Annotated in this window: 22 protein-coding genes and 1 pseudogene; 5 read left to right on the top strand and 18 right to left on the bottom strand. The window is 28.6% G+C overall.

What is annotated here, in order from left to right; all coding sequences use genetic code 11:
• The first annotated feature begins 2 nt into the window (after positions 1-2).
• Positions 3-896, top strand: a complete 894-nt coding sequence (locus HF850_RS09070) for a helix-turn-helix domain-containing protein (RefSeq protein WP_243159449.1) — start codon at positions 3-5, stop codon at positions 894-896.
• 17 nt (positions 897-913) lie between these two features.
• Here the strand turns inward: HF850_RS09070 and HF850_RS16150 are convergent, their stop codons facing one another.
• The 9 genes from HF850_RS16150 to HF850_RS09025 form a co-directional block, all read right to left on the bottom strand.
• Positions 914-1,456, bottom strand: coding sequence for a cell wall-binding protein (locus HF850_RS16150; protein WP_347564421.1), 543 nt, complete (start codon positions 1,454-1,456; stop codon positions 914-916).
• A gap of 95 nt (positions 1,457-1,551) precedes the next feature.
• Positions 1,552-2,514: a UV DNA damage repair endonuclease UvsE gene (uvsE, locus tag HF850_RS09060; protein ID WP_169105120.1), complete on the bottom strand. Its 963-nt coding sequence runs from the start codon at positions 2,512-2,514 to the stop codon at positions 1,552-1,554.
• A 236-nt stretch (positions 2,515-2,750) separates the two neighbouring features.
• Positions 2,751-3,410: a TIGR00266 family protein gene (locus HF850_RS09055; RefSeq protein ID WP_169105119.1), complete on the bottom strand. Its 660-nt coding sequence runs from the start codon at positions 3,408-3,410 to the stop codon at positions 2,751-2,753.
• A 171-nt stretch (positions 3,411-3,581) separates the two neighbouring features.
• Positions 3,582-4,007, bottom strand: coding sequence for a UDP-N-acetylglucosamine pyrophosphorylase (locus HF850_RS09050; RefSeq protein WP_169105118.1), 426 nt, complete (start codon positions 4,005-4,007; stop codon positions 3,582-3,584).
• Between the two features lie 140 nt (positions 4,008-4,147).
• Positions 4,148-4,285 carry a CPC_1213 family protein gene (locus HF850_RS09045; RefSeq protein ID WP_169105117.1) on the bottom strand — a complete coding sequence of 46 codons (138 nt, stop codon included), beginning with the start codon at positions 4,283-4,285 and terminating at the stop codon, positions 4,148-4,150.
• Positions 4,286-4,329: 44 nt separating this feature from the next.
• Entirely contained in the window at positions 4,330-4,476 is a 147-nt protein-coding gene (locus tag HF850_RS09040) for a hypothetical protein (RefSeq protein WP_169105116.1), read from the bottom strand.
• Between the two features lie 60 nt (positions 4,477-4,536).
• The gene (locus HF850_RS09035) at positions 4,537-5,601 is read right to left on the bottom strand and encodes a hypothetical protein (RefSeq protein ID WP_169105115.1); all 1,065 of its coding nucleotides are present in this window, start codon (positions 5,599-5,601) and stop codon (positions 4,537-4,539) included.
• Between the two features lie 76 nt (positions 5,602-5,677).
• Positions 5,678-6,643 (bottom strand): phosphodiester glycosidase family protein, encoded by a 966-nt coding sequence (locus HF850_RS09030; protein WP_347564423.1) that lies wholly within the window; start codon positions 6,641-6,643, stop codon positions 5,678-5,680.
• A 320-nt stretch (positions 6,644-6,963) separates the two neighbouring features.
• Positions 6,964-11,286 (bottom strand): 2-hydroxyacyl-CoA dehydratase, encoded by a 4,323-nt coding sequence (locus HF850_RS09025; RefSeq protein WP_169105113.1) that lies wholly within the window; start codon positions 11,284-11,286, stop codon positions 6,964-6,966.
• A gap of 231 nt (positions 11,287-11,517) precedes the next feature.
• Between HF850_RS09025 and HF850_RS09020 the strand changes: the two genes are divergently transcribed.
• Positions 11,518-11,874 carry a tetratricopeptide repeat protein gene (locus tag HF850_RS09020; RefSeq protein WP_169105112.1) on the top strand — a complete coding sequence of 119 codons (357 nt, stop codon included), beginning with the start codon at positions 11,518-11,520 and terminating at the stop codon, positions 11,872-11,874.
• Positions 11,875-11,959: 85 nt separating this feature from the next.
• Here the strand turns inward: HF850_RS09020 and HF850_RS09015 are convergent, their stop codons facing one another.
• The 4 genes from HF850_RS09015 to HF850_RS09000 form a co-directional block, all read right to left on the bottom strand.
• The gene (locus HF850_RS09015; RefSeq protein ID WP_169105111.1) at positions 11,960-12,646 is read right to left on the bottom strand and encodes a transglutaminase-like domain-containing protein; all 687 of its coding nucleotides are present in this window, start codon (positions 12,644-12,646) and stop codon (positions 11,960-11,962) included.
• Positions 12,647-12,799: 153 nt separating this feature from the next.
• Positions 12,800-13,441 (bottom strand): recombination regulator RecX, encoded by a 642-nt coding sequence (gene recX / locus HF850_RS09010; protein WP_169105110.1) that lies wholly within the window; start codon positions 13,439-13,441, stop codon positions 12,800-12,802.
• Between the two features lie 41 nt (positions 13,442-13,482).
• Positions 13,483-14,727, bottom strand: coding sequence for a pitrilysin family protein (locus HF850_RS09005; protein ID WP_169105109.1), 1,245 nt, complete (start codon positions 14,725-14,727; stop codon positions 13,483-13,485).
• Positions 14,728-14,925: 198 nt separating this feature from the next.
• Complete coding sequence (locus tag HF850_RS09000) at positions 14,926-15,879, bottom strand: M28 family metallopeptidase (protein WP_169105108.1); 954 nt, start codon at positions 15,877-15,879, stop codon at positions 14,926-14,928.
• 125 nt (positions 15,880-16,004) lie between these two features.
• Between HF850_RS09000 and HF850_RS08995 the strand changes: the two genes are divergently transcribed.
• Both HF850_RS08995 and HF850_RS08990 read left to right on the top strand, forming a co-directional pair.
• The gene (locus HF850_RS08995; protein ID WP_169105107.1) at positions 16,005-16,676 is read left to right on the top strand and encodes a response regulator transcription factor; all 672 of its coding nucleotides are present in this window, start codon (positions 16,005-16,007) and stop codon (positions 16,674-16,676) included.
• A gap of 39 nt (positions 16,677-16,715) precedes the next feature.
• Positions 16,716-18,245: a HAMP domain-containing sensor histidine kinase gene (locus HF850_RS08990; protein ID WP_169105106.1), complete on the top strand. Its 1,530-nt coding sequence runs from the start codon at positions 16,716-16,718 to the stop codon at positions 18,243-18,245.
• 76 nt (positions 18,246-18,321) lie between these two features.
• Here the strand turns inward: HF850_RS08990 and HF850_RS08985 are convergent, their stop codons facing one another.
• From HF850_RS08985 to HF850_RS08965, 5 genes and pseudogenes are all read right to left on the bottom strand, one after another.
• Complete coding sequence (locus HF850_RS08985; protein WP_169105144.1) at positions 18,322-19,065, bottom strand: SDR family oxidoreductase; 744 nt, start codon at positions 19,063-19,065, stop codon at positions 18,322-18,324.
• Positions 19,066-19,127: 62 nt separating this feature from the next.
• Positions 19,128-20,060, bottom strand: a complete 933-nt coding sequence (locus tag HF850_RS08980) for a dipeptidase (RefSeq protein WP_169105105.1) — start codon at positions 20,058-20,060, stop codon at positions 19,128-19,130.
• Complete coding sequence (locus HF850_RS08975; protein ID WP_169105104.1) at positions 20,061-20,984, bottom strand: metallophosphoesterase; 924 nt, start codon at positions 20,982-20,984, stop codon at positions 20,061-20,063.
• Positions 20,985-21,129: 145 nt separating this feature from the next.
• On the bottom strand, positions 21,130-22,365 hold the full coding sequence (gene glyA / locus HF850_RS08970) for a serine hydroxymethyltransferase (RefSeq protein WP_169105103.1): 1,236 nt from the start codon (positions 22,363-22,365) through the stop codon (positions 21,130-21,132).
• A gap of 318 nt (positions 22,366-22,683) precedes the next feature.
• Positions 22,684-23,944, bottom strand: a pseudogene (locus tag HF850_RS08965) (IS701 family transposase).
• A 211-nt stretch (positions 23,945-24,155) separates the two neighbouring features.
• Between HF850_RS08965 and HF850_RS08960 the strand changes: the two are divergent.
• Positions 24,156-24,920 (top strand): threonine/serine exporter family protein, encoded by a 765-nt coding sequence (locus HF850_RS08960; protein ID WP_169105101.1) that lies wholly within the window; start codon positions 24,156-24,158, stop codon positions 24,918-24,920.
• Positions 24,921-25,039: the final 119 nt, after the last annotated feature.

The raw sequence follows: 25,039 nt of genomic DNA, 5'->3' as shown, positions 1-25,039 counted from the left end.
TAATGATGAATAATCTCTTAAATCTTAAAGAAAATACGCACCACGGTGACTTTATACTTCCATTTACAACATATCATTGTGAATTTTCAGATTCATTTAGTTTTGTTCCTATTCACTGGCATAAAGAAATGGAAATTACATTAATTAAAAAAGGACAAGGAATCCACAAAATAGATTTAAATCCATTAAATGTTGAAGAAGGTGATATCGTTTTTGTAAAACCATCTCTCCTCCATTCTATTGAACAAACTGCTAACAAAGATATTATGATATGGAGTACTATGGTTTTTAATTTAAATATGTTAAATTCAGCCCTTACAGATGGATGTCTTATAAAGTTTTTCGCTCCAATATTCAACAGCCAAAATGAACTTCCTATGATTATAAGAAAAGATTCTCCTGGGTATGATGATGTTCTTCTAACTATAAAAAGAATATTTGAATGCTATGATAAAAAAATATATGGTTTTGAATTAGAATTAAAATCTCTTCTATATCATTTATTTTATATTATCTACTCCAACAAGCTTGTTAAAGAGAAAAAAGTCTCTACAATCACTAAAGAAGTAAGTGATACAATTAAATTAATCTTGAAATTTATACATGAGAATTATGAAAAAGACCTTTCTGTTGAAGAAATAGCACTAAAATGTAACTTTAGTGAGTATCATTTTATGAGATTTTTTAAGAAACACATAGGTATGACATGCATAGAATACATAAATAATTACAGACTTGAAACAGCATCATCTCTATTGAGTAATACCAACAAATCTATATTAGATATTTCATTTAAAGTAGGATTTAACAATGTCTCTTATTTTAATAAGCTATTTAAAAAGAAATACAACATCACTCCCAAAGAATTCAGAAAATCAAAAAGAATGTGTAAATAATTACACATTCTTTCTAATTACCAGACCATCGAACCACTTGGCCCTAAATAATAACCATCTATATAAGTATTTGAAGCCATTTCTCCACTTTCATATAAATAGTACCATGTTCCATTATCATTAATCCAGCCAGTCTGCATTATGCCACTAGAATTCATATAATACCACTTTCCATTTACCAGCTTCCATCCCATTTGTGGTACTCCATCATTTAGAAGCATCCAGCTTTTATCTGCCATTCTAGCCCAGCATAGTCCACTATTCCCCCAAGTAGTCTGAACTACATTTTCAGGAAGTTGATTAATCTGTTCAAAAGCTATAGTAGTCTCTTCATCCTTTTTCTCTTCCTTAACTATAGGTTCTATACTAGAAAAAGTATTTTTATATGAATTAACTCTATAATTACTTTTATCTTTGTCAATCCAAGACCATCCCGGCTGAAGGTTATCAAGCTCTTCTTTTCCATATCCTTCTGATGAACTTGCTGCCAATGCACATGTACCCTGCATTATTAATCCTGCAAAAACTAAAGATACTACCTTTAATTTATCTATTTTCACTTTATCTAATCCTCCTAATATTTCATAGAATTATAACTTCATTAGTAGATTATTTTATTATCGTTATAATTCTATAAATCTTAAGAAAAATCAACCTAAATTTCAAAAGTTGTCTTATCAATTCTATTATATTGAGGTTTTATTTCTTGTATTTCATCTGCAAGCTTAAATAAAGCATCATCTTTCTGTTTACATTCAAGCATTATATCAAAATCCCTATCTAACTTTTTAGCTATTTCTAAAAATTTAACAAAATCATATGGATTTATATAATCTGCATGTTTTCTATCTCTCTCGTGCTCTCTTGGACTAGAAAAATGAATTTTAGGTGGAAGTTCTTCATTATTCCAAGTATTAAAAATTGATTCAAGCATATCTTCTAATGACTCCCCATTATTATTACAGTTGTGGTGATGGACATCAAGAACCATTGGAATCCTTAGGGTTTCACATAAATTAAGTACTTCTTTAGCTGTATACGTTTTATCATCATTTTCAATAATAATTCTTGAAGTAATTTCATATGGATACTCATTAAAATTCTTTATAAATCTCTTTATTCCTTCTTCTTTTCCTCCAGTTGCACCACCTACATGTATAACCATCTTTCCTTCATTATAATTCATATCTTGAAACCATTCTGTCTGGCATATTAAATTGGTTTTTGTATTGAGAACCACTCTAGGATTAGTACTATTTATTACATTGAATTCATCTGGATGAGTATCAACTCTCATATTATATTTCTTTATTATATTTCCAATATAACTAAAATCCTTTTGAAAAATCTCTCTATGCCCCCAATAACCTACTTCTGGATGAGTCACTAAGGGAACTAGAGCAGATGTAATTCTATAAAAATGTATATCATTTTCTCCATTATACTCTAAAATTTTTCCCAAATCCGTTAAATTTGATAATGCTACCGATTTTAATTTTTCAGCTTTTTTTTCTGGTGTATTTAATTTACTATAATTTGCATATGTCAAAGTGCTTGAACCAGTTACTTTCTTACCAAGTCTCTTAGATATTGCTACATAACCAAGTCTTATTCTCATTTATTTCACCTGTTTCTTTTGGTTTAATATTATTTTTCTCACTTTACTGCAAATACATACTTGTATTTTAAATATATAATTAATATAAATATAAAGTGTTAAAAACAATAGAAATTTAAATTAATTATTAATACAGTAAATGTTATTATTTCTCCAGACAATCTAGCATGAAAATAAAAATATCGTATTTATCTACAACTAATAAATACGATAATATACTTCTTTAATTAATATAATCATTGATTTTGTTTGTTTTGAACCATGCCTATTGGATTTCTAGTTTGTATCCATACTTCACCTGGCCCTTTAAACTTACATACTATACCTTCTCCTCCTGTTATAGACGTAAATAATCCAGAGGCTGTTTCTATAGTATAATTCATTCTACTGTCCCATAAAACTAAATGATTAGTATCAACTATATATTCTTCATCAATTGAGAGAAATTTTTTGTGTATAGCTCCATAAGCACTTATAAACAGAGTTCCTTCACCACTTGCCTCCATTTGAATAAGACCTTCACCAGATAGTAAACCATTAATACCTCCAGATTTTGTATTTATTTCTATTTCAGAAGTAGAAGCTAAAAAACTTGACCTTCCGAGTCTGTAAGTCTTGGTCCCATCCATATCTATTATTTCTATATCACCTAAATACTCAGGTGCAAGTAATAATTCTCCCTGACTTTCTGCAATAAATTTCTGAACAAATAAGCTTTCTCCTGAAAACAACCTTCCTATGGTTTTTCCGAGACCTCCAGTTTTCGCTTGTATTTTAAAAACATTACTCATAGCAACCATAGCTTTAGCTTCAACTATATAACACTCTCCCTTCTGGGCATTAATTTTTAGTACCTTATTTGTATTTCCGTATAGCAACTCATATTTAGTGTTCATACATTTCTCGATCCCCTTTATATTTTCTTATCTCTTCATTTCTTAATGTATATAGTAAATTATATAAAAACTATCCTTTCTATTATGTATACATTTGTATTTATTAAAATATTCTATGTAAGAGAAAAAAGCTTCACAAATTTATGAAGCTTTTCTAACACTTTTTTATCTCTATATTTCGGCTAACTTTTCTATATTTTTAATATTCTCTTTAATTGTAAAGATAATATTTTCATCAATTCTTAACTTAGTTATATCATTGTTTGTCTTTACCATGTTTAAAGATAAATTATTAGGTGATAATTCTCTATATTTTGTAGGTGCAATATTTACAGAAAATTTTTTATTGCTTGCGCCTGTAATTTTTACTGGAATACTTTCTTCAATATCTTTTTTAATAATAATATCAATTATATTATCCTTATTCCCTCCACATTTAGATATTGAATTGTCAGGAATCTTAGCAATAGCTGCTGGACCAGTAATTGTCATCCATCCACCACTAAGGTTTAATTTAATAAGCACTTCCAATTCGTATTTTTCCTCTATTCTTTTTAATAAATTTCCCAACTCATAAACTGTCAATTGTAAATCCATTTTTCTACTCCTATTTATCTATGATTTATAAAATCGTATAACATAATAATTATAATACTAAAATCCAGTATGGTCTACCTTTACAATATAACCAAAAGCAGATAGTATATTATATAAATACCATCTGCTTTTTCTCTACTTTAACCGAAAGTATGAGGTGTGAACTCATTATCCTTTGCTTTTGGTTCTCCAAATACAGCCTTTACACTTTCAGCTTGTGGATTATGATGTATGCCCTTCTTTTTATCTATGTTTTTACCTTTCATTTTATTTCCCATTAATATCACCTCATAATCAAATTATGCATATTAAGAAAATAGTATTATAAATGATCCTTTTCTTTATGTGGTGGAGCTCCAATCTTCTTTCCATCAATTATTCCCAAATCACTATTACCTTTTGGATCCATTTTTCTTCGTTCTGCATTTGACCTTGGTCTTTCTTTCATTCTAGATTTATTATTATCCATTTTAAACACCTCATTAGTATGATGTACAACTAATGAGGTGTTTATTCAAATTTTTAATTGCTAATTTTTTATTAATCTAGTATCATTTATTTCATTTTTCAATAATTTATTTCCTAATCGAGAAATTACCCCTTTTGAATAAATTTGTACATAATCACCTTCGTACTTAACTGACTGTCCGCTAGTAAGTTCATTTACAATTTTGCTTTCAGAATCATTTACAAATATTCTTCCTGTATAATCTATAGAAATATCTTCTTTATTAACAGGTTTAGACAAAGTAAGATTCTTCCACTGACTCTTTGGATCATTTAGTACACAATAATAAATCTTTGTAATCTTTCCATCTACTTCTTCACCAAAATATACATTATCATTTATATCAGTACCTAATATTCTAGTTATATTTACATTAGGTATTTGTATATTATCATTACTATTTAATACAGTTGCATAATTTCCCATTTCCATTACACATTTTGTTGTCGTTGGTGGTACTATTATATCTCCTATATCCTTATTCTTTCTTACTAACTCAAGCTGATTCATTATATTTAAATAATATAAATCACTCTTTCCTGAAGGTTTTTTAATCTTAATATATAAACTACTTGTTGCTGTTGAGAAAATTACGTTTTCCACTTTTTCTTCATCACTAGTTATATTTATTTTTATTTCAGATATATCAAAGTCAGTAAGACTTCTTGTTTCATTCTTTTTAGCATAATATGTTATTGGCTCAAAGTATGAACCTCGTCCACTTTTAACCTTCTTTATTATTATCATATTATCTTCATTTGTAAGCCATTCATAATACGCTATTGTTTCATTGCTTTTTGTTGCAACTTCCTTTTCTGTTCCATCATTACTATCTAAAACCTTTAATTTATCATCCTGTAGATAAGCAATATATCTGCCATCATCTGATAAACTAATATCTCCAACATTAGCACTTAACTGAACTTCTTCTTTTTTTGAAGTTTCTTCTTCTACATTTTCATCAACTTTTTCTACAGTAATTTCAGCATTAGTATCAAGATATACATTCTCTACATACATGAATATACCCTGCTGAATAATTATTGCAACTAATGTACATACGATTATCCTTATAAAAGTTTTCATTAATGATTAATCCTTTCTTTCATATTCTTTTAAAATGAAAATTTTAATTTATCTTTTTCATATATTAATTTCAATATTACTCAACATAAAAAGCTGTGGCAACGCTACGTTCACCATTCCATGCATTAGGAGAATTAATTACCTCTCCTTTATAATACATAGTAGAAGAATATCCTCCATCCAATGCTCCAGCATTTATAGCTCCTCTGTCCATCATAATTTCTTGAACATCGTATAGTGTAGCTCCTACCTTATTTATTTTTCTACCATCTATAACTAAGAATATCACTGTCCCATCAGCTTTCTGACCTACAGCTGTTCTTGGATTAAAACCTTCTGACATCTTGTCCTTAACTTGTCTTTTACCATTTATAATTATATTAGGCTTTCTAAAACACATCGCCTCTTTTACATTCAATGCTTGCAATTCCTTTAATGAATGGTCTCCTACAATAAGTTTTCCTTCCGCAGTAAATGCAACAACATTTTCTACCTTATTCATGTCAACATTAGATGTAGGATAAATTATTCTACCTTCTGAAATAACAAATCCTCCTGGCTCTGCTCCAGTTCCTGCATAAACAGTACCATCACTTGATTTATCTATAAAGGCACCTCCATTTATTGCTGCAACTGCATTATGTTCCTCAGCCATTTCACTTGTCTTTTGTCCTAATTTACCTAAATACTTAGTCATAGCAACTTTTATACTTAATGGATTTTTTATCTCAAGTATATATGCATCATATTTTTCAGTACGCACATTATATCTGGAAATTTCTGTACTACTATTATATTTTATATCTATTTTATCTGTATCAAGTTTTTCTTCAGGTTCACTTGCCAATGCTGTTACATTATTTTCAATGCCAAGTAATTCATTTATAGTATCCTGTGAAAAGTTATCTGTAACTAAGTAAGCGTGCCTAGTTGCCAATAGTGTCTGCAAAAATGCTTTTCTAGTATTTTCATAAGGTCCAAAAAATAAAACCAAAGGTGTTGTTACTCCTAGAAAAACAGCTATGTACAATAAATAACCTATATATCTTAAGGGTTTAAACTTCTTCTTCTTTTTTTCTTTCTGTCTTTTTTCCTTCTTTTTTGTTTTCATCAATTCCTCCACTTTCTCTAATATTCTCAAATACTACCATAATAAAAATCATAATTTAAATAGGTCGTTTTACTAATTGTATAGGTTTAAACGGCTTCAATTAAATATTATAACATAATTATTAAAATTATAATATTATTTATAATTAAATCACATTTTTGTATCATATATCGATTTAATAATAAAAACCTAAAAATTTGCAAAAATAAAGCCATGCTTTAAATAGCATGACTTTATTTTATTATTTATATTTAGTTACCTAAGAAATATACTTTTTCTTCTTTTTTCCTCTTTTCTTCTTTTCCAATAGCAACTTCAGCTTCTTTATAATTTATTCCTGCTTCTTCCTTCTTTAAATTCTTAAATGCTACTGAAAGCATAAGCTTAATTCTATTTAACTGGTTAACATTTGATGCACCTGGATCGTAGTCTATTGCTACAATGTTTGAACCTGGGTATCTTTCCTTAAGAGTCTTAATTACACCCTTTCCAGTAATATGATTAGGAAGACATGCAAAAGGTTGTAAACATATTACATTAGGCGCACCACTTTCTATTAGTTCCACCATTTCTGCTGTTAGGAACCACCCTTCTCCAGTTTGGTTTCCTAAAGAAACAATAGATTCTACCATTTTTTGTAGTTCTTTAATATGCTTTGGTCTATGGAATCTATTACTTTCATCAAGAGCCTTTTTCATTACGCTTCTATATGTTTCCATAATAGCTACAGCAGCATTTCCAACATATTTACCCATTTTACCTTTTCCTAGATATTGAGTCTTAAACTCTTCATCTGAAGCTGAATAGAAGAAGAAATCTAATAAATCTGGTACTACAGCTTCTGCTCCTTCTCTTTCAAGAATTCCTACTATATCATTATTTGCAGTTGGATGGAATTTAACTAATATTTCACCTACTATACCTACTCTAGGTTTTTTAATATCAAGTAATGGTAAATTATCAAAGTCTCTAACTATTTCTCTGACATTTTTATTAAATTCTCTCTTACTTCCGCTTATAATAGATGCTTTAACTTTTTCATTCCATTTTTCATATAATGCATTTGCACTTCCTTTTACTTTTTCATATGGTCTTGTTCTATAAAGTACTCTCATAAACAAGTCCCCATATACTAGTGCCATAATGCTCTTATTTATTAACTTTAGTGTTATCTTAAATCCTGGCTGTTTATTCATACCAAAAGCATTTAATGAAATAATTGGAATTTGACTAAATCCAGCCTGTTTAAGAGCAAGTTTTAAAAATCCTATATAATTTGTTGCTCTACATCCACCACCTGTTTGGCTGATTATTACAGATGTATTATTTAAATCATATTTTCCTGATTTTAATGCTTCTATAATCTGCCCTACTACTATAATAGATGGATAACATGCATCATTATTAACATATTTTAATCCTTCTTCAACAGCAGACTTGTCACTTGCTGGAAGTACTACTATATTATACCCAGCTTCTCTTGCAGCAACTTCTACAAGATTAAAATGAATTGGTGACATTTGTGGTGTAAGAATAGTATGAGTCTTTTTCATTTCTTCTGTAAATACTGGTATATTATATTCTATTTTTTCCTTAACAGGAACATAATGATTTCTTTCTCTCTCTTCCATAGCAGCTTTAAGAGATCTTATTCTTATTTTTGCTGCTCCAAGATTGTTTCCTTCATCTATTTTTAATACTGTATATAACTTACCTTTTTCAGCAAGTATTTCAGATACTTGATCTGTTGTAACTGAATCAAGTCCACAACCAAATGAATTTAATTGTATTATATCTACACAAGGTTCATTTGCTACAAATTGTGCTGTTCTATATAATCTTGAATGATATACCCATTGATCAACTACTCTTAATTTATGTTCAAGATTAGCTAAATGAGATACACTATCTTCTGTAAGAACTGCCATTCCAAATGATGTAATAATATCTGGAATTCCATGATTAATTTCTGGATCTATATGATAAGGTCTTCCACTTAATACTATTCCTTTTTTGTTATTCTTTCTTAAATATTCAAGAACCTCTTCACCTTTTTGTCTAATATCATTCTTATAAGCTTCTCTTTCAGCATAAGCTGCTTCTACTGCTTCTTTAGCTTCTTTAGATGAAACATTAAAATCTTTAAATATTTCTACAACTCTCTTAACAAGTTCTTTTTCGTTATCTAAAGATACAAAAGGTTGTATAAAGTTAATATTATTCTCTTTTAAAGCATCTACATTATTCCTTATTACTTCAGGATAAGATATTACCATAGGACAGTTATAGTTATTATCAGCATCTGCATATTCCTTCTTTTCATACACTACACATGGATAGAATATATTCTTTATTCCACTATCAATAAGTTTTACAATATGTCCATGAGTAAGCTTAGCTGGATAACATGCTGATTCTGATGGAATTGTATCTAATCCTAATTCATATACTTTCTTGCTTGAAGCTCCTGATAATTTTACTGAGAACCCTAACTTAGTAAGTAATGTAAACCAGAAAGGATAATTTTCATACATATTTAATACTCTAGGTATTCCTATTACCCCTCTTTTAGCTTCTTCTTCTTTTAATGATTTATAGCCAAATGTTCTCTTATATTTATATTGGTATAGGTTTGGAACTTTATCTTCCTTCTTTATTTCTATACCACTTCCTCTTTCACATCTGTTTCCAGATATAAGTTGTTCTCCTGTAGAAAATTTATTTATTGTAAGAAGACAATTATTCCCACACTTTCCACATCTGTCAAATGAAGATTCCATATTAAAATCAGTAATTTTATCTTCAGGAAGTAATGTTGAAATATGATTTTCTTCACATCTTTCCTTGGCAATAATAGCACATCCAAATGCCCCCATAAGTCCGCATATATCAGGTCTTATTACATTCTTTCCTGATATTTTCTCAAAGCTTCTTAAAACTGCTTCATTATAGAAAGTACCACCTTGAACTATTACATTTTCTCCAATATCTTTTTCATCTCTTAATTTAATTACCTTAAATAGTGCATTCTTTATTACAGAATATGATAAACCTGCAGAGATATCAGATACTTGTGCACCTTCTTTTTGAGATTGCTTAACTCTTGAGTTCATGAATACTGTACATCTTGATCCTAAATCTACAGGAGCTTTTGATTTTAATGCTTCTTTTGCAAAATCTTCTATCTTCATATCAAGAGATTTAGCAAAACTTTCGATAAAGGATCCACATCCAGCAGAACATGCTTCATTAAGCATTATGCTGTCAATAGCACCATTCTTAATCTTTAGGCATTTCATATCTTGACCACCAATATCAAGTATAAAGTCTACTCCTGGTAAGAAATAATCTGCAGCTTTATAGTGTGCTATAGTTTCAATTTCACCTATATCTACATGTATAGCTTTCTTAATTAATGCTTCTCCATATCCTGTTACTGCTGAGTTTCTTATGGTTACTCCTTCTGGTAACTTCTTATATAAGTCCTTCATAATATTAACAACTTTATTTAATGGACTTCCTTCATTACTTCCATATTGAGAATATAATAATTTACCATCAGAACTTATAAGTGCAACCTTTGTTGTTGTTGAACCTGCATCTATTCCAAGATATGCATCACCTTTATATGTAGAAAGTTCTTGTCTTTCAACTACTTCCTTATCATGTCTTTCTTTAAACTCTCTATAATCTTCTTCATCTTCAAATAATGCTTCTAAACTGTCAACATTCTTTTCTTTTAATTGTGATAGATTATTAGTTTTTTCAACTATTTCCTTTAATGAAATAGTATTGCTATCTTCTTCTGATAATAATGCAGCCCCAATAGCTACAAATAATTGTGAATTTTCAGGTATAATGACTTCATCCTTAGTTAGGTTTAATGTTTCTATAAATCTTCTTCTAAGTTCAGATAAGAAAAATAATGGACCTCCAAGTAATGCTACATTTCCTGTGATTGGTTTACCACAGGCAAGACCTCCTATTGTCTGATTAACAACTGCTTGGAAAACTGAAGCAGCAATATCTTCTTTTCTTGCTCCTTCATTTATTAATGGCTGTACATCAGTTTTTGCAAAAACTCCACATCTTGAAGCTATAGGGTAAATAACCTTATAGTCTTTTGCATATTCATTTAAACCAGATGCATCTGTATTTAATAATGATGCCATCTGATCTATGAACGCACCAGTTCCTCCCGCACAACTCCCATTCATTCTCTGCTCAATTCCACCTCTAAAGTAAGTGATCTTGGCATCTTCTCCACCCAATTCAATAACTACATCTGTTTGAGGTATTAATGTTTCAACAGTTTTTGAGCAAGCTATTACTTCTTGAACAAAATTTATGTTTAACCACTTAGATATAGATAATCCACCAGACCCTGTTATATTTATAGTGCAGATGATATTACCCATTGCATCAAAACAATCTGTAATTAAATTTATTATTGTGCTTTTAATATCAGAAAAATGTCTTTGATATTTACTATAAACTAAGTTATTTTCTTCATCAAGCACTGCTATTTTTACTGTTGTTGATCCAACATCTACACCAACTTTATAATTTATCATTTTTGTCTATTCACCTACTCTACTTTCTTCCAAATACATTATTTGTCTTATTGAATTTTATGATTTCATTGTACCTAATCAACTTAGATAGACCAAAAATCAAAGTGTTAGATTTCACAATATTTTATAACCTATTAAACATTTTAGTTATTTTATATGTATAGTAATCAATAAAATTGGAAACAATTATAATATCCATAAAATATCCGCATAAATATGGAGGATTATAATATGAATTACTTTAGCGAAGGCAATAAATTTTATAATATGAAAGATTACACCCAAGCAATATATTATTATAAAAAGGCTATACTTAATAACTCAAATAAAGCATGTTCTTACTATAATATAGGTGTTTGTTTAATAAAATTAAAAAAATTTGATGATGCTATTGATATGCTCTGCAATGCTCTTTCTCTACAAAAAGAAAGTAAATATTATTTTAATTTAGCTTATTGTTATACTATGAAAGAGCGTTTTGACAAAGCACTTAGACTATTTAACCTTGCTTGGTCCATTGATCCAGATGATAAAGAATGTGAAAAGGCAGTCAATCTCATTATTTCAAAGTTACACAAAGTTAAATAGTCAATACTTATAATTTTAAAATATTTTTATTAATAACTGCCCAAACCTTTATGGAATATTTTACCAAATAGAATGGTAATATTTTTTACCATTCTCCTGCTACAGTATTAGCTTTGTGTTCAGAAAACAAGTCTGAATCAAAGTAATTGCCTGCACCATAGAATGTGGTATCAACATTTACCCATTTATCTTCTTCTTTTAAATACACTTGATTCCAAGCATGCCCAACATATTTACTACCATCAAATGCCTCGCCACTTATAAGCTTCACCTTAATTCCAGCTGCCCTAGCCATTGCTACATAAAGACATGCTTTATCAAAGCATATACCATATCTAGTATTGTAAGCACAAACAGCTCCACTTTCAGGGAATTCACTACTGTTATCTTTTGATAAAATAACATTTGCTTTTTCATCATCATATCTTATATTTGCCCCTACCCACTTATATATGGCTTCTGCTTTTTCCCTGTCACTTTGAGCATTTCTAGTAATCTCCATAGATTTCATATCTATTTCTTTATTTGACTTGATTCCCTGTTCAACTGTTGTCCCATTATAAATAATTATTTTTTTTAAATACTCATTTGAAACAGAATCATTTTTTACACAGTCTATCAAGCGCCCTGTAACATCTGCACATAAATCATAGCTTATTGGTATAGAATTAATTATTACAGACGGAAATATTAATACAAAAATTAAAATACCAACCTGTAACACTCCTGATATTAAACCAATTATAAAAAGAAACTTTTTATTTATTTTCAATTATTGGCCCCCTAAATGATTAATTCAGAAATACCGTTTATCAAACCTTATATATATTTTATTAATCTACATATATAATAACTACTAAACATTTATATAAACATTATATCAGAAACACTGAAATATTGTAATACATAAATATTGTAACCCATATTATAAATATTCATCTGTGACATTTGTTACACGTTTGACTACATCTTTGATAAGTTCATAATTATATCCTTTTGACATAAGAAACCTATATAATTTTCCATTTATTTTATATACATCGCTTTCACTCTTTTTTATACTATTATATTTCTTCTTAGCTAAATTTAGTGCTGTATTTTTTTCATCATCACTATCTATGTCAGATAATTTTTCTTCTATAAGATTACGTTCTATACCTTTTCTTATAAGGTCGTATTTTATTTTCTGTCTTCCTCTCGATGAGAGTTTATCATTTACATATGCATTTACATATGCTTCATCATTAATAAATTTGTATTCCTTTAAAAACTCTATTGTTTTTTCAATTTGATCATCTGTATATTCTTTTTCTTTAAGCTTATCTCGCATTTCTTTTTCTGTTTTAAAGCTTCTCTCAACTATTCTAAGAGCAGTATTCTTACACTTTAGATAACCTTCTTTATCTGCTATATCTCTCAATCTATCAACATCAATTTCCATTTTAGACTTTAATCCTTCTTTATAAACAAGTTCCATTGATATTGAAAATGCATATTCATTATCTAAATATATATTTACTCTATCTTTATTTCTCTTCTGCACTTCAATTTTAGTTATTACTGCCATATCCACCTGTACCTTCTTACTGTATTTTATACTTTTTCTTTTTATCTCTCTGGCTTAAGTATATGAATTGTCGGCTTCTTTAATACTTCTTTAGCTACCTTATTTATTTTATCAACATATAAAGTATTCAACCTATCCATATCTTTTAAAAATTCATATATATCTTCACCTTCTAAATCCTGATGAAGCATATAATTACAAAGCTCTGCTGAATCTTCAAGTGTTGAAATAACTGCTGTTTTATGAACCTTTTTCATTATATTAAGATCTTTTTCGCCTATCTGTATTTTACCGTCTATTATATTTTTCAATGTTGTATTTATTGCATTTTCTGCTTCTTCAATATTTTCTTCACTTACTGCTGTATAAATATATAAAGTCTTTATATTATTTGTTATTTCAAGATGAGTATATATATCATAAGCAAGACCTCTATTTTCACGAACTTCTCTAAATAAAAGAGAGTTTGCACTTTCACCTAATCTATGATTTAAAATTCTAAGAGGAAGTTCGTCATCTTTAGTTAAATTATTAAAAGTATATAAGTAAACAATAGTACTTTGTTCTAAATCTTTTTTATAACTTACTTTTTTTATTTCTTTATTATCTTCCTTGATTATTGGTAAATTTTCAGGCTTTTCTCCCTTCCACATTCCAAAGTTTTTTTCTACAAGCTTTATAGCATCCTCATGGCTTAATGGAGACACCATTGTAATAAGAGAATTTTTAGGTGTGTAATGTTTCTTATAATATTCTAATATTTCATCTTTAGTAAAACTTGATACATTTTCTTCGATTCCTGTTACTTCATATTTTAATCCACTTTTTTCAAATGCAATTTTGTTAACATTCTTAAAACTAAAATCTTCAATATCATCTTTACTCGTTTTAATTTCTGAAAGTATAACGCCTCTTTCTTTTTCTATTTCATCTTTATCAAAAGCTGGATTTATTATCATATCCCCTAATAATTCAACTGCATTTTCAAACTCTTCTGCAAGGCAATTTATAGTGTATACAGTAGCATCATAATCTGTATAAGCATTATACTCTCCACCTAAGGCTTCTAATTCTTCATTAAGCTGCTCATCATTTCTAGTATGAGTGCCTTTAAATAGTACATGCTCAATAAAATGACTGATTCCTTTCTGTTTTTCTGTTTCATATAATGCTCCTACTTTAACTCCTATATTTATAGCAGCTATCTGTGTGTCTCTATTTATAGTTATTACTTCTAATCCATTTTCTAAAGTATGTTTCTTAACATCAAAATTTAACTTAACCATTTGCTTTTCTCCTAATTTTTATTCTTCATTTCATCTTATATTAATAATACTTTATATTGTTATAAAAATACAGTCAAAAACACTTATCTAATTTAATTAAATTGCAATAAATTGTATTTTAAACAAAAAAATATAAAATACTAGTGTTCATTAAAATATACTCAAAAATTTTTCCTAATATTTCACATAAAGTATCTCTTAAAAAATTATATTATCATTTCTAATCAAAAAATCACACAAGCATAATGATAATTTATCAATTTCATCACAGTCTATAGATTCCGGAGTATCGTAATAATTATGAATATATAAATTTGCTTTATCTTGACCTATATATATATTAGGAATTCCAGCATTTTCAAAACTTTCATGATCACTTGTCCCACTATTATGTGCTATATTAGAAAATTTATAGTTATTCTCGTTAAAGCATAACTGCATGCGTTGTGTAAGATTTTTAGATATTTCACTGCTATTTTCTAAGGAAATCAATCCTGCCTTTCTACCGCACACACAATCAATATTTATATTATATAAACTTTTATACCTCCCTTTTATATGCTCAACAAAATACTTACTTCCCTGAAGTCCAGTCTCTTCTCCATTAAAGCATGCAAATATAATATTTTTTCTTAGGCTTCCATACTTTTTTATTTCTTCTACTAATCGAATTAATACAGCTATACCAGAAGCATTATCTAATGCCCCTTTAATTATTCTAGAATTAATACTTCCTATGGTATCAAAATGAGCAGATATTACTACTGCTTCATCTTTATTTGTTCCCTCTAAAATACCTATAACATTTTTTACATTTTTATTTGTTTTTTCTCCCTCTTCCATTTCTTCTGATTCCTTTAATAATACCTCCTGATAATATTCTTCATAATAAGTATTCTTACAATAAGTAGAAAGCCCCATATCTTCGAATATATCTTTTATATATTCTGCAGCCTTTTCATTTCCTCTTGAACCAACTCTTCTTCCCTCATAAGTATTTAAACATAAATTATCGATTATACTTTCACTCAACCTGCTTCTATTATTTTTTCTCGAATATATAATCTTATCAAATTTAACTCCTTTTTTTATTCCTAACATAAAAATAATCAGCAGAATAATATTTAATATACCTATAATATAATTTTTCAATAAATATTCCCCCTTCATGCCCTGCTTTTGTTAATACATTCAAATTTGCCTCTAGTGAATATATTTAATAAATGCTAAAATATATTCAAGAATAGATATAATTTATGATAAAAGGAGTTACATAAATGAGAAAATCAATTTTAATTGTAGAAGATGAATTGAGAATAAGATTTTTATTAAGAGATTATTTAATAAAAGATAATTTTAACGTCTTTGAAGCTTCTAACGGTCAAGAAGGTCTTTTAATGATTAGCAGTCATAAAATAGACTTAGTTCTTTTAGATATAATGATGCCTGTTATGGATGGACTTACAATGCTTGAAAAACTTCGTGAAGTTTCTACTGTCCCTGTAATTCTTCTTACAGCCAAAGGCGAAGAGGAAGATAAACTTCAAGGATATGATTATGGTGCAGATGATTATATTACTAAACCATTTAGTCCAAAAGTCCTTATGGCAAAAGTAAAAGCACTATTAAAAAGAACAAGAAATGATATTGATTCAAGTTACCAAGAATTCAATGGACTTACTATAAATAAATTATCTCATGAAGTCAAAGTAGATGGAAAAGAAATATCCTTATCTCCAAAAGAATATGAGCTGCTTACTTATCTTATTACAAATGAAGGTATAGCATTAAGCCGTGATAATATTCTTGATAATGTATGGGGGCTTGACTATTATGGCGATATAAGAACAGTTGATACTAATGTCAAAAGGCTTAGAGAAAAACTAATGGATAAATCTAATTTAATAGTTACTGTTCGTGGAAGTGGATATAAATTTGAAAACAAATAATCTTTTTGATTTATTTTAAGAGGAGCTGATTAATATATAATGAAATATAGTTTATCAAAAAAACTATTTGCAATAACATTAGGGCTAATGCTGATTATAATGCTTTTAACTTACTTTAGCCAGGCTTTTCTATTTGAAAAGTTCTATGTATATAAAAGAATTAATTCTCTTGTTAATGAAGTAGATAAATTCCATGATTTATATGCCCTTCATGTAGACGAAAATACTAATCTAATGAAAGTATTAGAAAAATTTGAAGATGATAATAACGCACAGATTGCAATTACTTCACTAAATGGTCAGCCCATATATCTTTCAAAAAAATTTGATCCCAATAGTGATAGTTCAGCAAAGCTTGCAAGTTTTTATGCTGATTTAATTGGTAATACTGACTTGATTAATGATGTTATCAAGAATTCTAATACAAGATATGTTAAGTTTTATAGCGAGGATAGTAATTCTCATAAAATAGGTGTAATAAGTCCTATGTCCATACGTGGAAAAAATGATAGTTTGATTTTCTGTGTTGCTTCAATACAGTCTATTACAGAAGCTTCAGAAGTAATAAATGAATTTTTATTTTACCTGCTTTTAGGTTTAATAGGAATATCCGTAATACTTGCTTTAATATACTCAAATTTCATATCAAAACCTCTTGTTACCATAACAAAGGTAGCTAATGAAATGGCAAATATGAATTTTTCAGTAATATGTCGTACAAATCGTAAAGATGAAATTGGAATTCTTGCACATTCACTTAACTCATTATCAAAAAATCTTCACGATTCACTTTTAGACCTTCAACATAAAAATCAAAAGCTTGAAGAAGATATAGAAAAAGAACGTAAGCTTGAGCAAATGAGAAAAGAATTTACAGATAATGTGAGTCACGAATTAAAAACACCTATAGGTATAATAGAAGGTTATGCTGAAGGTATAAAGGATGGTATTGTAACTGGAGAAGATGCACATCTTTATCTTGAAACAATTATAGATGAAGCTAAAAAAATGAGTGTTTTAGTAACAAACATGCTTGAGCTTTCCAAGCTTGAAGCAGGTACTGTAAAGCCTAACTTTGAATCTTTTAACATTAACAGATTGATTAATAAAGTATTAAAAATTCACAAGCCTGATTTTGAAGAGCACAAATTTAATGTCAACTTTACTTCTACTAATGAATATAGCTATGTATATGCAGATCCATTCCAGATGGAGCAGGTTTTTACTAATCTTATTACTAATGCAATAAAATATACTCCTCCTGGTAATGATATAAATATAAGGATTGACGAGGAATTCGATCGTTTCAGATTATCTGTACAAAATATGGGAACTACTATTCCAGAAGAAGAAATCAACAAATTATTTGATAAATTCTATAGAATTGATAAATCAAGAGAACGTACTCAAAGAAACAGTACAGGGATAGGATTATCAATAGTAAAAAATATATTGCGTCTTCATAACAGTGAATTTCACATACACAATATAGATAATGGCGTAGAATTTTATTTTTATCTTTCTAAAATTGTTCATAATGATGATGAAGACAATGAAGATGACCAATAAATTAAAGAAGCAGATTACGTACTATAGTAATCTGCCTTTTTATTTATTTCTTATATATATCAATCAAATATAATTTCTATATAAATCCACCATCAGCTCTTATAATCTGACCCGTAATATATGATGAATCATCACTGGCTAAGAATACAGCAAGCTTTCCTATCTCTTCAGGTGTTCCAAAACGTCCTAAAGGAATTTCTTCCTCTAATGATTTTCTATCCTCTTCACTGAATACTTCATTCATTTTAGTATCAATTACACCAGGAGCTATCCCATTTACTCTTATATTAGACATTGCTAATTCTTTTGCTAGAGATTTAGTAAATAAATTAAGTCCACCTTTTGTAGTTGAATATAAAACTTCACATGAAGCACCTACATCTCCCCACATTGATGATATATTTATTATATTTCCAGATCTCTTAGGTACCATATGCTGAAGTGCATATTTAGTTAAATAAACTGGTCCCATAAGATTTGTATTTATAATCCTTGATATATCCTCTTCTTCTGCATCCATAAACAAGCCAATAGTACTTATTCCTGCATTATTAACAAGGATATCTACCTTTCCCATTGTATTTATGATTTCATCAATCATTGATTTACATCCTTCTAATGAGCTTATATCCTGTTTTATTATTACTCCATAACCATTAACCTTCTTAACTTGTTCTAATGTTTCTTTTGCACCTTCATTATCCTTAGAATAGTTTATCACAATACTTGCACCCTCTTTTGCAAGCTCAACAGCTATAGCTCTTCCAATTCCTCTTGAAGCACCTGTAACAAGTGCAACTTTTCCTATTAACTTTCCCATCAATGTATATCAGCTAAATAATAGCTAAAGTTCACATCCTTCCTTAAATTTAAATAACCCCGTTATAAAGTTTCTGAAAAAACTCTTAGGACATTTTTATAAAATACTTTTTCTATTTCATCATCAGTAAAATCAGCATTTTTTAAGCCATCATATAATTTATAAAACTGCGATGCATTTTCTATTTCAACTTCATTTAGTATACCATCAAAATCGCTTCCAAGGCAAAGAACATCTATTCCGCCAACATTTTTAATATGCTTGGCATGACAAACTATTTCTTCTATAGATGCAATACTATCTTTTCCTAAAAAATCCGAACAAAAATTAAGGCCCATTACTCCACCTTTATCTGCCAAAAGTTTTATCATATCATCATTTAAATTTCTAGGATGATTAGTTACTGCCCTAGCATTAGAGTGTGATGCTATAAATGGCTTTTTGCAGATTTTTATTAAATCATAAAATCCACCATCAGATAAATGGGATACATCAGGAATTATTCCAAGTCTTTCACATTCACTAATAACTTCAATGCCCTTTTCAGTTAATCCTTCATTTTTATACTTAAATTCGAAATTAGGATATCCCAACTTATTTTTATAATTCCATGTAACAGTCAATATTCTGATACCAAAGTCATAAACTTTTTTTAGATTTTCTATCTTTCCTTCAAGAACTTCACCTTCTTCAATAGAAAGGAAAGCTGCTATCTTCCCTTCCTTATGAACCTTATTCATTTCAGCAACATTTTTTACAATTTGAATTTCGTTACTGTTTTTGCTTACTTCCTTAATAAAATTATCATATATCTGAATGAATTCATCAAAAGAACTAGTATTAAGCTTCTGGTCTACAAATATTGCAAATACCTGTGCAAGACAATTTCCACTTTTTAATTTGTCTATATCAACTTTGCATATACTTTTCTTCAAATTTAACTTTTCATAATACATTCTTCCAGCTGTATCACAATGTAAATCAATAAAATTCATTTAATCCTCCTTAAAATAATCACTTAGATTTTCTGGTCCTGCACTTACACTTTTATTAATATATAAGTGATTTTCTTCATTTACATCTATTTCCCATTTCACTAATTCTATTTTCCCACATTTTATTTCAATTGATGTAATAGCTGATGGAAATACACAACATCCATCATTAAAATACAATCCTTCTCCTGGTTTTGGCATTCTGTCATTATGAGTATGACCACATATCATCATCTTTTTTTCTTTCAATGCATATTGACTAAGTATGTCATCTATCTTATCACCTTTATCATAATTTTTAGCAGGACTAGTTGGTGCTTTAAAACCTCCAACACCTTCTAAAACCCTCCAAATATATCGCATAAGAAACCTACTTACTCTCCATAAATTACAGTTTAAAAAATCAACCTGATGTCCATGAAATGCATATATTTCTTTATTTAAAGGCTTATAGTTTAAAACTACACCTTCATAAAATTTAATATTCTCATAAAGATGAATCATCTTATCACCAAAGCTTTCACATATATTCTGACATGCAGCTTTCTGCTTTTTAACAAAATTATCATGAGATTTTATTATATCATGATTCCCATATACAAGATAAAGTCTATCCTTATTATTAAATTTATTCAATATTTCAAATATATCTTTATACGAATATGCTATATCGAGACAATTCTTATTTTTCCAAAGTTCATCTCCATCACCAAGTTCTATTAATGTATATCCATTATTATAATAAAAACTCAAAGCAGCCTTATATATATTTTCATTCATTCTCAAAGAATCAGAATACCCTCCATCTCCCCTATGAACATCACTTATAAATACAATTTTTGAAGTATCATCGAAATTAATATATTTCCCTTCATTTTTTATTCTTTTTAAAAATTTATTACTTACTCTACACTTATTTTTCATATAATATCTACCCATATATAATAATTCATTTTATTATATGAATACTCTTTTATATATTTGAATATTATATATCTTTTATATACTCCAAAATAAAGCACTTCAGGATATTAAAATTCCTAAAGTGCTTTACTTTAATTTCTAGTAATTATTCATATAAAGGATATTTTTTGCATAATGCTTCAACTCTTGCTCTAAGTGAAGATAAATCTCCATCTTTATTAGCAATTACTTCATTCATTATATCTGCTATCTCTTCCATATCTTCTTTCTTAAACCCTCTAGTAGTTATAGCAGCTGTTCCAATTCTAATACCTGAAGTTACAAATGGACTTCTTGTTTCATTTGGTACAGTATTCTTATTTGCAGTAATTCCAACTGAATCTAATAAACTTTCAGCTTCTTTTCCTGTAATATCCTTATTATTTAAATCTACTAAGAATACATGATTATCAGTTCCTCCAGAAACAATATTAAATCCTCTTTTCTTTAACTGATCAGCTAATTCCTTACAGTTTTCAACTACTGACTTAGCGTATTCCTTAAATTCTGGACTTAATGCTTCTTTAAAGCATACAGCTTTTGCTGCAATAATATGTTCTAATGGACCACCTTGAATTCCTGGGAATATATTTTTATTTAATAACTTAGCATATTTTTCTTTGCAAAGTATTAATCCACCTCTTGGTCCTCTTAATGTCTTATGAGTTGTAGTTGTAACAAAATCACAGTAAGGTACTGGTGATGGATGCACTCCTGCAGCAACAAGGCCTGCAATATGAGCCATATCTACCATTAATAATGCATTTACCTCATCTGCTATTTCTCTTAATTTAGCAAAATCAATTATTCTAGAATATGCACTTGCTCCAGCAACAATTAATTTAGGCTTACATTCTAATGCAATCTTTCTTATATTTTCGTAATCCAACATTTCAGTTTCTTTATCTACTCCATAAGGTACGAAATTATAAAGTCTTCCTGAAAAGTTTACTGGTGAACCATGAGTTAAGTGTCCTCCATTACTTAAATCCATTCCCATAACAGTATCTCCTGGTTCAAGAACTGAAAAGTATACTGCCATATTAGCCTGAGAACCTGAGTGAGGTTGCACATTTGCATGTTCAGCTCCAAACAATTCTTTAGCTCTATCTATAGCAATCTGTTCTATTTCATCTACTACATGACATCCTCCATAATATCTTTTACCCGGATATCCCTCTGCATATTTATTAGTTAAATAGGATCCCATAGCCTCCATAACAGCCGGACTTACTATATTCTCTGATGCTATTAATTCAATCCCATTTCTTTGTCTGTTTAATTCTTTTTCGATTAAATCATAAATTTCTTTGTCTTCTCTTTTGATGTTTTCAAAATCCATTTCACTTCACCCCAATGTTATAATTAATATTAAGCATAAATTAATTTGTAAAGAGTATAATACTTAATTTATTGAATACTATAACTCTATATAAATATTAATATTAAGCTTACTATATAACAAATTATATTATTTATAGCAATACTAATCAACTTTTTTGTGTTATTTTCTTATTTAACCATAAAAACCCCGAAGCATTAAGCCATTAGCCAATGAATATATATAATTAATAAAATTTTTAATAACTTTTAGTAAATTCATTATAGCTCAGCCTTTATTTTATTATATTACTAGACTTGTGCATTAAATAGGAAAAATTTAAGCTACTAGTCCTAATTTGGAAATGGTAGACTCTAGACTAATCCCGTTATCTGCACATTCATGTGCAAAAGCAACTATTTTTACCAAATAGTTGTTTCGGAAGTGTATTATTACATCTCCAATATTCTTTAATTTATACAATTTACCATATTTAACTCTGAAAGGTTCAAGGAAAGTGTACGTTAAAAATATCATACTCCAATACCTATGTATTGATTCTAGAGATTGAATTTGAAATTCATCAAAACCTAAAGCAGTTTTATGATACCTGTAACTCACTTCAATATCCCAGCGCTTTTCGTAATATGAGATTATTGTTTTGCTATCAAGTGATATATCAGTGCTTATAATAAATGATGGCTTATCGGATAAATCCTTTTTAGTCCAACTTATAAGGACTACAGCATTTTCTATATCGTTAAGTTTTCCTTCATATCTATATACATAGTACTTGTTGTTACTAGCGGTAACTAATCTAGTTTCATTAGGTCTGATATAGGAAGAAAACTTTTTAACATTTGTTTTAATTCCAGCTGGATATATCACTCTGTTAGATTTTATTCTACCAATAGTATGATAACCATTTATTAAACCGTGAAGCAAAATTTTTGCTGAAGTGTACCATGAATCAACCAGCAAATAGTTAGTTTTAGTTGCTGGAGTGAATTCACTTATTAGCTCAATTGCAAGCTCATTTTTATCCAAAAATTTTTTAGAAAACTTTTTACTAGATTCCTTTCGGTGATATTGTTTAAAATTCACATGTATAGAATAATCATTAATATTATAGTGAGATGTAACCAAACAGTGAGACCACTTTGATTTGTTTCCATCTGCATGAGAATTGTGAAAATCCAAACCTTCTATTTTTTTAGTTGAAGTATTTTTCCTACTTAAAGTATCATCAATAATCAGGAATCCAACATCATTGTCTTCACAAGTATTAGAAATTTCAGTGATTGCGTGAAATATGCGTTCTTCCGTAACATATTCATGATTCCATGAATATGAACTTAGAAATCTTGAACCAGTACTTCTGTGCCGATTAGATGTAAGCTTGCTATAAGCTGAAGAAATTGTTTTATTACCTTCGGTTACGATTATTCCAGATGCTAAATTTATCATATGGTTCTTTATCGCAGAAGAATATGGCAGATTTAACTCTAAAATATAGTTGCTAATAAATTGATTTTGGTTTAATATTGTTGTCAGCATATAAATCTCCTTAGGTTTTGGTTTAGCAACAATAATCTAGCATGTTTGAGGTTTATATGCTACTTTTTTATTCAAAATTTTAATGGAAAAGTATCAATTAAAATCCAATGGTAAATTTTCTTAAATTAATGCACAAGTCAAGTATATTAATTACATATTTAAAAGCTAAAATAACCTATAATTTGCCCTATAACAACAAAATAAATTATGTTATAATTCAGATAATACATATATTATGATTTGAGGAAATGACAATGGATTTAAACAAATTACTAAATGTTTCAACTCTCGCTGGTAAAATTCTTTTAGAAAGCGGAGCTGAAACATATCGAGTTGAAGAAACAATAGTGAGAATATGCTTATCATTCGGTGCAGATAATGCTGAAAGCTTTGTTATTCCAACTGGAATAATGGTATCCGTAACAAAAGATGATGATGTTCGTACTCTTGTAGTAAGAATTACAAATCGTGGTGTTGACTTAAATAAAATTGAAAAAATTAATACTCTATCTAGACGTCTTCAATATGAAAATTTAAGTTTGGATAATGTAAATGATCAACTTATTGAAATTTCTAAACTTCATCGTTATAAGACACTGACAACTTTAGTATGTTCAGCTATTGCTGCTGGCTGCTTTTCTGTTATGTTTAATGGAGGCATCAAAGATTTCTTTGCAGCATGCATTATAGGAGCCTGTATCAAAGTCATGTCTGCAACATGCCAAAAACTAAATATAAATGACTTTTTTGTAAATTCACTTGGTGGCGGCCTTGCTGCATTTTTAGCCTTTATTTTTATGGAATTCAATATTTGTGATAACCTTGATACAACTATTATAGGATCAATAATGCTTCTTGTTCCTGGTCTTACCATGACAAATGCCATAAGAGATACTATTGCAGGGGATATTTTATCTGGAATAACAAAAATAGCCGAAGCCATACTTGTAGCCATATCTATTGCCGTGGGTACAGGTACTGTATTAAGCTTACTTATTAGCAATTTTTCAATTCACTAAATACAAATGGTTAATTATATTTTAAAGAGATATTATTATGGAGGCTTTTAACTGTTAAAAATAATCTATAAAAATATATAAAAATATATTTCTATTTATGATATAATCTTATTGAGGTG

The organism is Clostridium sp. SM-530-WT-3G (assembly GCF_012843905.1).
Lineage (GTDB): Bacteria > Bacillota > Clostridia > Clostridiales > Clostridiaceae > Clostridium.
This window is presented reverse-complemented; position numbering and strand designations above follow the sequence as displayed.